The 5,964-nt window shown below is 68.0% G+C and carries 6 protein-coding genes and 1 pseudogene; 3 read left to right on the forward strand and 4 right to left on the reverse strand.

The genetic code is table 11. The annotated features are described in order from the left end of the window. Positions 1–47 precede the first annotated feature (47 nt). The 3 genes and pseudogenes from RTM68_RS05350 to RTM68_RS05360 all read right to left on the reverse strand — a co-directional run bounded on the left by RTM68_RS05350 (position 48) and on the right by RTM68_RS05360 (position 1,807). A complete protein-coding gene (locus RTM68_RS05350; protein ID WP_312169050.1) occupies positions 48–479 on the reverse strand; it encodes an MFS transporter in 432 nt (143 codons plus the stop codon). Between the two features lie 67 nt (positions 480–546). Continuing rightward, positions 547–1,452, reverse strand: a pseudogene (locus RTM68_RS05355) (MFS transporter); the annotation flags it as partial. A gap of 91 nt (positions 1,453–1,543) precedes the next feature. Beyond that, complete coding sequence (locus RTM68_RS05360) at positions 1,544–1,807, reverse strand: glutaredoxin domain-containing protein (protein ID WP_312168987.1); 264 nt, start codon at positions 1,805–1,807, stop codon at positions 1,544–1,546. Positions 1,808–1,891: 84 nt separating this feature from the next. Between RTM68_RS05360 and RTM68_RS05365 the strand changes: the two genes are divergently transcribed. Then, complete coding sequence (locus RTM68_RS05365) at positions 1,892–2,284, forward strand: SIP domain-containing protein (protein ID WP_312168989.1); 393 nt, start codon at positions 1,892–1,894, stop codon at positions 2,282–2,284. Between the two features lie 54 nt (positions 2,285–2,338). Here the strand turns inward: RTM68_RS05365 and RTM68_RS05370 are convergent, their stop codons facing one another. Further along, entirely contained in the window at positions 2,339–2,812 is a 474-nt protein-coding gene (locus RTM68_RS05370; RefSeq protein WP_312168992.1) for an adenylyltransferase/cytidyltransferase family protein, read from the reverse strand. 157 nt (positions 2,813–2,969) lie between these two features. On the opposite strand from RTM68_RS05370, the gene RTM68_RS05375 reads away from it, so the two are divergent. Both RTM68_RS05375 and RTM68_RS05380 read left to right on the forward strand, forming a co-directional pair. Continuing rightward, positions 2,970–4,154 (forward strand): glycosyltransferase, encoded by a 1,185-nt coding sequence (locus RTM68_RS05375; protein ID WP_396654188.1) that lies wholly within the window; start codon positions 2,970–2,972, stop codon positions 4,152–4,154. Between the two features lie 363 nt (positions 4,155–4,517). After that, positions 4,518–5,924 (forward strand): right-handed parallel beta-helix repeat-containing protein, encoded by a 1,407-nt coding sequence (locus RTM68_RS05380; protein ID WP_312168997.1) that lies wholly within the window; start codon positions 4,518–4,520, stop codon positions 5,922–5,924. The last annotated feature ends 40 nt before the right edge of the window (positions 5,925–5,964 follow it).

Raw genomic sequence — 5,964 nt, forward strand, 5'->3', positions numbered from 1 at the left:
GCGTGGTCGCAGAGGTCATCGGCGGCTCCTTCGGACGGGGTCCCAGCTTATGCGGGCGGTGCGACGTCGATGTCGGATCGACGCAGACGGTATCGCCGCAGTGTGACGAGGCTCGCGGCCATGAGCGCGGCGGGAAGCACGCTGAAGCTCAGCGCGATGCCCGCGACGGCGGCATCCGGCTGCGCGGTCGAGGCTCCCGCGACCGTCGAGACGTACCCGGTCGCGGCGAGCATCAGCGCCACGGCGGAGGCGCCGAGCGCGAATCCCACCGTCTCGCCGGCGGTCCACACTCCCGTGAACGTCCCGGCCTGCCCGCGTCCTCGACCGCTCACCCGCTCGTCGTGTGAGATCACGTCGGGGAGCATCGCCATCGGCAGGGCCTGCAGCCCCGCGTACGCCACGCCGGCGACTGCGACCGAGGCGTAGATCCAGGCTCCCGGCGACCATACGGCCAGTGTCAGGGACGCGGCGGCGATCAGGGACGCTGGCGATGCCGAATGCGCGCTCCTTGCCGATGCGCCGGGCCAGGGCCGCCCACGCGGGGGTCGCGACGAGGGCGGGGCCGACGAGAGCGATGAAGACGAGCGTCACGGCGTCCTCTGAGCCCAGCACCCAGGTCGCCACGTATTGTGCGGCTGCCAGCATCGTGCCCGTCGCCAACGCCTGCAGCAGGTAGGTGCCGAGCAGGGCTCGGAAGGGCTGGCTCCGACGCAGCACTCGCAGACCGGCCGCGTACTGCGCGCGCAGACCCGCCGGGGGAGTGGCGTGGTCTGCGGGCGCCTCGGCGGCGGCATCCGCCGTCCGCGCCGCCACCCACATGCCCAGGCCGATCGCGATGCCGGCCACGGCGCCCATCAGCAGGTAGCCCAGTACGGGATCCGATGCGGCGCTCCGCAGCTCGGGGCCACCCGCACCGAACAGCAGGATCGCGGCGGTGAGCACCACGACGCGCCATCCGAGAAGCCTCGTGCGCTCGTCGTAGTCGGAGGTGAGCTCGGCAGGCAGGGCGATGTACGGGACCTGGAAGAGGCTGAACGCGGTCGCGGTCGCGAGGAAGGCGAGCAGGACGCACACCGCTCCCGCGGCCGGTCCCCAGGACGGCGGCACGGCGAACGTGGCCGCGAAGAAGAACGGAAGCGAGAGAGCTCCCGCGGCCATGAATCCGCGGCGCGACCCCGTGCGGGCGAACTGTCGGTCGGATGCCGCGCCGATCACGGGATCGATCACGACGTCCCAGATCTTCGCGGCGGTCACGATGAGACCCGCCACGAGCGCGGAGACACCGAGGTTGTCGGTGAGGAAATACGTCAGGACCAGACCCGGCAGGGTTGCATAGCCGCCCGAGCCGAGCGAGCCGACGGCGTAGAGCGCCACGGTTCGGCGGGACAGGCGGCCCGGAAGCCGGCCGGACGGGCGGACGGACGCGCGCTCAGGTCGAGCCGGGGTGCTCATCGCGCCAGTGTAGCGGTGCGATGGAGCAGGCCCCGGGCTCGGATCTCGGCGTCCGAACGGCTCTCAGGCGAGCGGGATCAGGCGAGCGGGATCAGATGAGCGAGAGCTCGCGGAGCTTCGCCTCGACGTCGGCGTTCGACGGCTCGACGTGGTGAGAGGAGTCGGGGTAGACCACGACCGGGATGTTCGTGCGTCCCGAGATCTCCTTCGCGACGTCCGCGGCAGAGGGCTCCGCGACGAGGTCGATGTAGGTGTACTCGACACCGAGGGCGTCGAGCTGCTTCTTGGTGCGGATGCAGTCACGGCACCAGTCGGCGCCGAACATGGTGATCGCGGATTCTGCGGCAGTGGTCATACCCCAAGCCTAAAGCGGCGCGGCTGAAGACGGACCGGAATCCCGACATTGAACAGTAAGGGTAGCCTTACCTATACTGATTGCATGAATCACGCGTGCGAGCATCTCGACGATCCGGACTGGGAGAACATCGAGGGTGCCGTGCTGATCGCCGGCGATGCCGCCGACGCCGGAGTGATCGCCGGTATCGCAGCCCGAATGCCCTGGGATGCCGAGGGAGTGATCCTCCTCGAAGCGGCCGCGCGCATCCAGTTCCGTCACATCGACGTGCCCGAGGGCGTCTCGGTGCGGTGGCTGCTCCGTGGCGACGGCGCGCGTCAGCACGCCAAAGGCGAGCGGCTCGCCAACGCGGTGCACTCCTGGCTCATCGAGTGGACGTGCACCGAGCCGCCGGCTCAGTGGACCGTCTGGCTCGGTCCCCATACTCCGCCGCATGTCGCACGCATGGCGCGCAGCCTGCTCGGCGTCGCGAACTGACGGAGCGCGGCAGGCGCGCTCCGTCAGCCCGTGACATCGGTACGCAGCGGTCCGTCAGATCGTGGCGAGTGCCGCGCCACCCATCGCGGTGCCGCCCAGGTTGGCGCCCGCCGTGATCGCGTCGAGCGCTCGCCGCAGCGATGAGCTCGAGGTGTGCGCCGTGTACGGGAAGTACACGACCTCGACCCCGACCACCGCGAACTCGCGCTCGAGGCGCAGGCCCTTGTCGGTGCCGCGCCAGTCGTCGCCCTTGAAGAAGTGCGTGAACTGCACGTCCCGCCAGGAGTCCATCTTCGATGGCGTGGTCTCGACGTACACGTCGTCGACGAAGGAGATGTGGCGGACGATCTCCGCCCGCTCCGCGGTCGGGATGACGGGCTCGATGCCCTTCACCTGCCGCAGCATCTCATCGCTGACGACACCGGCGACGAGGACGTCGCAGTGCTGCTTGGCGTGACGAAGAAGGTTCAGATGCCCGACGTGAAACAGGTCGAAGGCACCAACGGCATAGCCGATGCGCGTCCCCATGATCTCCCCAGATCAGTGATTCCCCAGGAGCGGATCCCCATCCGCTCAGCGACTCCCACAGCCGCATTGGGGCAGTCTAGCAGGTGTCGGTTTCGTCGCCCACAGGTGCACATGGAACTATGGATGCCGCAGCGGTTGCGCGCACAGGCGAAGGGGGATGCTCGTGACGACAGCGGTCACCGTCATCGTGCCGACCTTCAACGAACGCGAGAACGTCGCAGAGCTCGTCGCGCGCACGACATCGGCGCTCGCCGCCTTCGACGCCGAGATCCTGTTCGTCGACGACAGCAGCGATGACACCGCAGCCGAGGTCGAGCGCGTCGCCGCGGACGCCGAGATCCCCGTCCGGGTCATCCACCGCGCCGATAACACCGGTGGCCTGGGCGGCGCGGTCGTCGTGGGACTGCGGGCGGCGGCATCCGACCTCTGCATCGTGATGGACGGCGATCTGCAGCATCCGCCCGAGCTGCTCGCGGGCCTCCTGGCGCGCCATGCGCAGGGTGACGCCGATGTGGTCGCGGCCTCGCGGTACGTCGGTGGGGGAGACACGAGCGGTCTCGGCACGGCTGTGCGCTTCGGTGTCTCCCGAGCCGCGACATGGTTGACCCGGGCGATGTTCCCGATCAGGCTCGCCCGCAGCACCGACCCGATGACGGGGTTCTTCCTCGTGGACCGGAGTCGCCTCGACCTCGACGCGCTCAAGCCGCAGGGCTTCAAGATCCTTCTCGAGATCCTCGCCCGCACCGATCTGCGCATCGCCGAGGTGCCCATGGAGTTCGCCGAGAGGCGGCACGGCACCTCGAAGGCCAGTTTTCGTCAGGGCGCCACGTTCGTCGCGCACCTGACGCGACTGCGATTCGGCAAGATGTCGCTCTTCGCGCTGATCGGCGTGATCGGCGCCGCCGCGAACCTCGGCATCATGTGGGCGCTCACGGCGCTCGGGGTGCCCTATATCTGGGCGGCGATCATCGGCGCCGAGGTCACCATCATCGGCAACTTCATCCTTCAGGAGAAGTTCGTCTTCGCCGACATGCGCACCGACGCCCGAGGGCTCGGCCGCCGCTTCGCCGCCTCGTTCACCTTCAACAACGTCGAGGCCGCGCTGCGCATCCCCGTGATGGCGCTCATGGTCGAGACCTGGCATATATCCAGCGTGCTCGCGACCGGACTTTCTCTCATCGTCGCTTTCTTCGCGCGTTTCCTGTTCCACTCGCTCGTCGTCTACGCGCCGGCGAGGCGAGACCGGAAGGGCGCCCCGGAGGCCGAACCGAAGCCCGATACCGCGACGTTGCGCGTCATCAGGGCGATCGACGCCGAGGCGATGAAACCCGGCGAGCTCTAGACAACCGGTTCCACAAAACGACGGGTGCGGTAGCGCAATATATCGCCCGTATGACATGACTCTCCGGGAATATTCCGGATTCTCGGGTGACATACAGGTTCGGCCCACCTAGTATGGCCTGCGATAGCCGCCAAACTCTGTGCCTCGGCGCAGCCCCTCCCCGAAAACGGCTGGACACCTATGAATATGACTCCTTACCCTGCCCCCGTTCGTTACTCCCGATCCTCCACTCACCGAAGCGGCCGACTCCTGGTCGCTCTCCTGCTCTCGACGGTGCTCGTCGCAGTGGGACTCCTCTCCGCTCCACCTGCCAGCGCCGCGACGTCCATCTCGGTCAAGCCGGGTTCACTGTCCACCGTTGCGGTGGGAAGCAGCGTGATCCGTGACGGCAAGGCCAGCGCGTCGACCACCCTCGCCTCACTCCCCAGCTCCGGGAGCGGCGTCTACACCTCGGTGCAGGCGCGATCCGGCAAGGCCGGCGCCTACGCCGCTCAGGCCCGCACCTATCCGGACGGCACGGTCAGCGTCTCGATCAAGCGACTCAACGGCACCGGAAGCTCTCTCACGCAGTCGACCATCTCGTCGTACGCGACTCTCGGCCAGAAGATCAAGCCCGGAGAGAAGCTCACTCTCACGCTCGAAGTGAAGGGCACCTCGAAGGTGACTCTCAAGGCCTGGGCGAAGATCGGCTCCGCCGCCGCTCGTTCGGTGTCCGCCACAGACACTTCCGGCTCCCGGATCACCGCAGGCGGCAAAGCCGCTGTGACCTTCTACACGTCGAAGGGCTCACCGTCGCTCAAGGCCTCGGTCGTGACATCCTCGTACAACGCGATCCAGCAGCCGGCTCCGGCGCCCGCTCCGGCTCCGGCGCCCGCTCCTGCTCCTGCTCCGGCGCCCGCTCCGGCTCCGGCGCCCGCTCCCGCTCCTGCTCCGGCACCTGCTCCCGCTCCTGCTCCGGCACCTGCTCCGGCGAATCCCCCGGTGCCCGCGTCGGGTTACCCGACGGCGGCGACGACGGGTGTGCCTGCCGGCGTGACGCTCAAGGTCCACGAGGGCGACCTCGTGATCACGAAGGCGAACACCGTCGTGGATGGACTCGAAGTACGCGGGATCATCGAGATCAAGGCGCCCGGCGTCGTGATCAAGAACTCACGCATCGTCGGAGGTTCGACGGCACGCAGCATCGGTCTCGTGACCAACGTCAATTCGGGCCAGCCCTTCACCATCCAGGACTCCGAGATCTACGCGGCCTCGGAGGACCCCGCCTGGAACGGCATCGTGGGATCCAACTTCACCGCGCTGCGGATGGACATCCATCGCGTCGTCGACCCGGTGCGAGTGCTCGGGAACAATGTCGTCGTGCGCGATTCCTGGCTGCACGACAACTCCCACTGGGAGAAGGACCCGCTCCGGGGCGGAACTCCGTCGCACGATGACTCGGTGCAGATCGAGGGCGGCGCATCGATCGTCCTCGAGGGCAACCGTATGGAGGGCGCGACGAACGCTGCGGTGCAGATCACGCAGAACTCGTCGATCGCGAAGCTCGGCTCCATCACCATCCGAGACAACTACCTCCAGGACGGTGGGTGCACCATCAACGTCGGCGCATCCGCGGCGAACAACCGACCGATCGTCACCAGCAACGTCTTCGGACCGGAGCGCATCCACTCGGGATGTGCCATCGTGGCCCCCGAGTCGAGCGCGCCGGTGCTCAGCGGCAACATCTGGGAGGTCGGTTCCGTGCCGATCACCCGCTACACGATCGGCTGATCACCCGGTCACCCTCACCACGCAGAGAAGTCGGGCGGTG

Origin of the sequence: Microbacterium sp., assembly GCF_031988965.1 — a bacterium.
Taxonomy (GTDB): Bacteria; Actinomycetota; Actinomycetes; order Actinomycetales; family Microbacteriaceae; genus Microbacterium.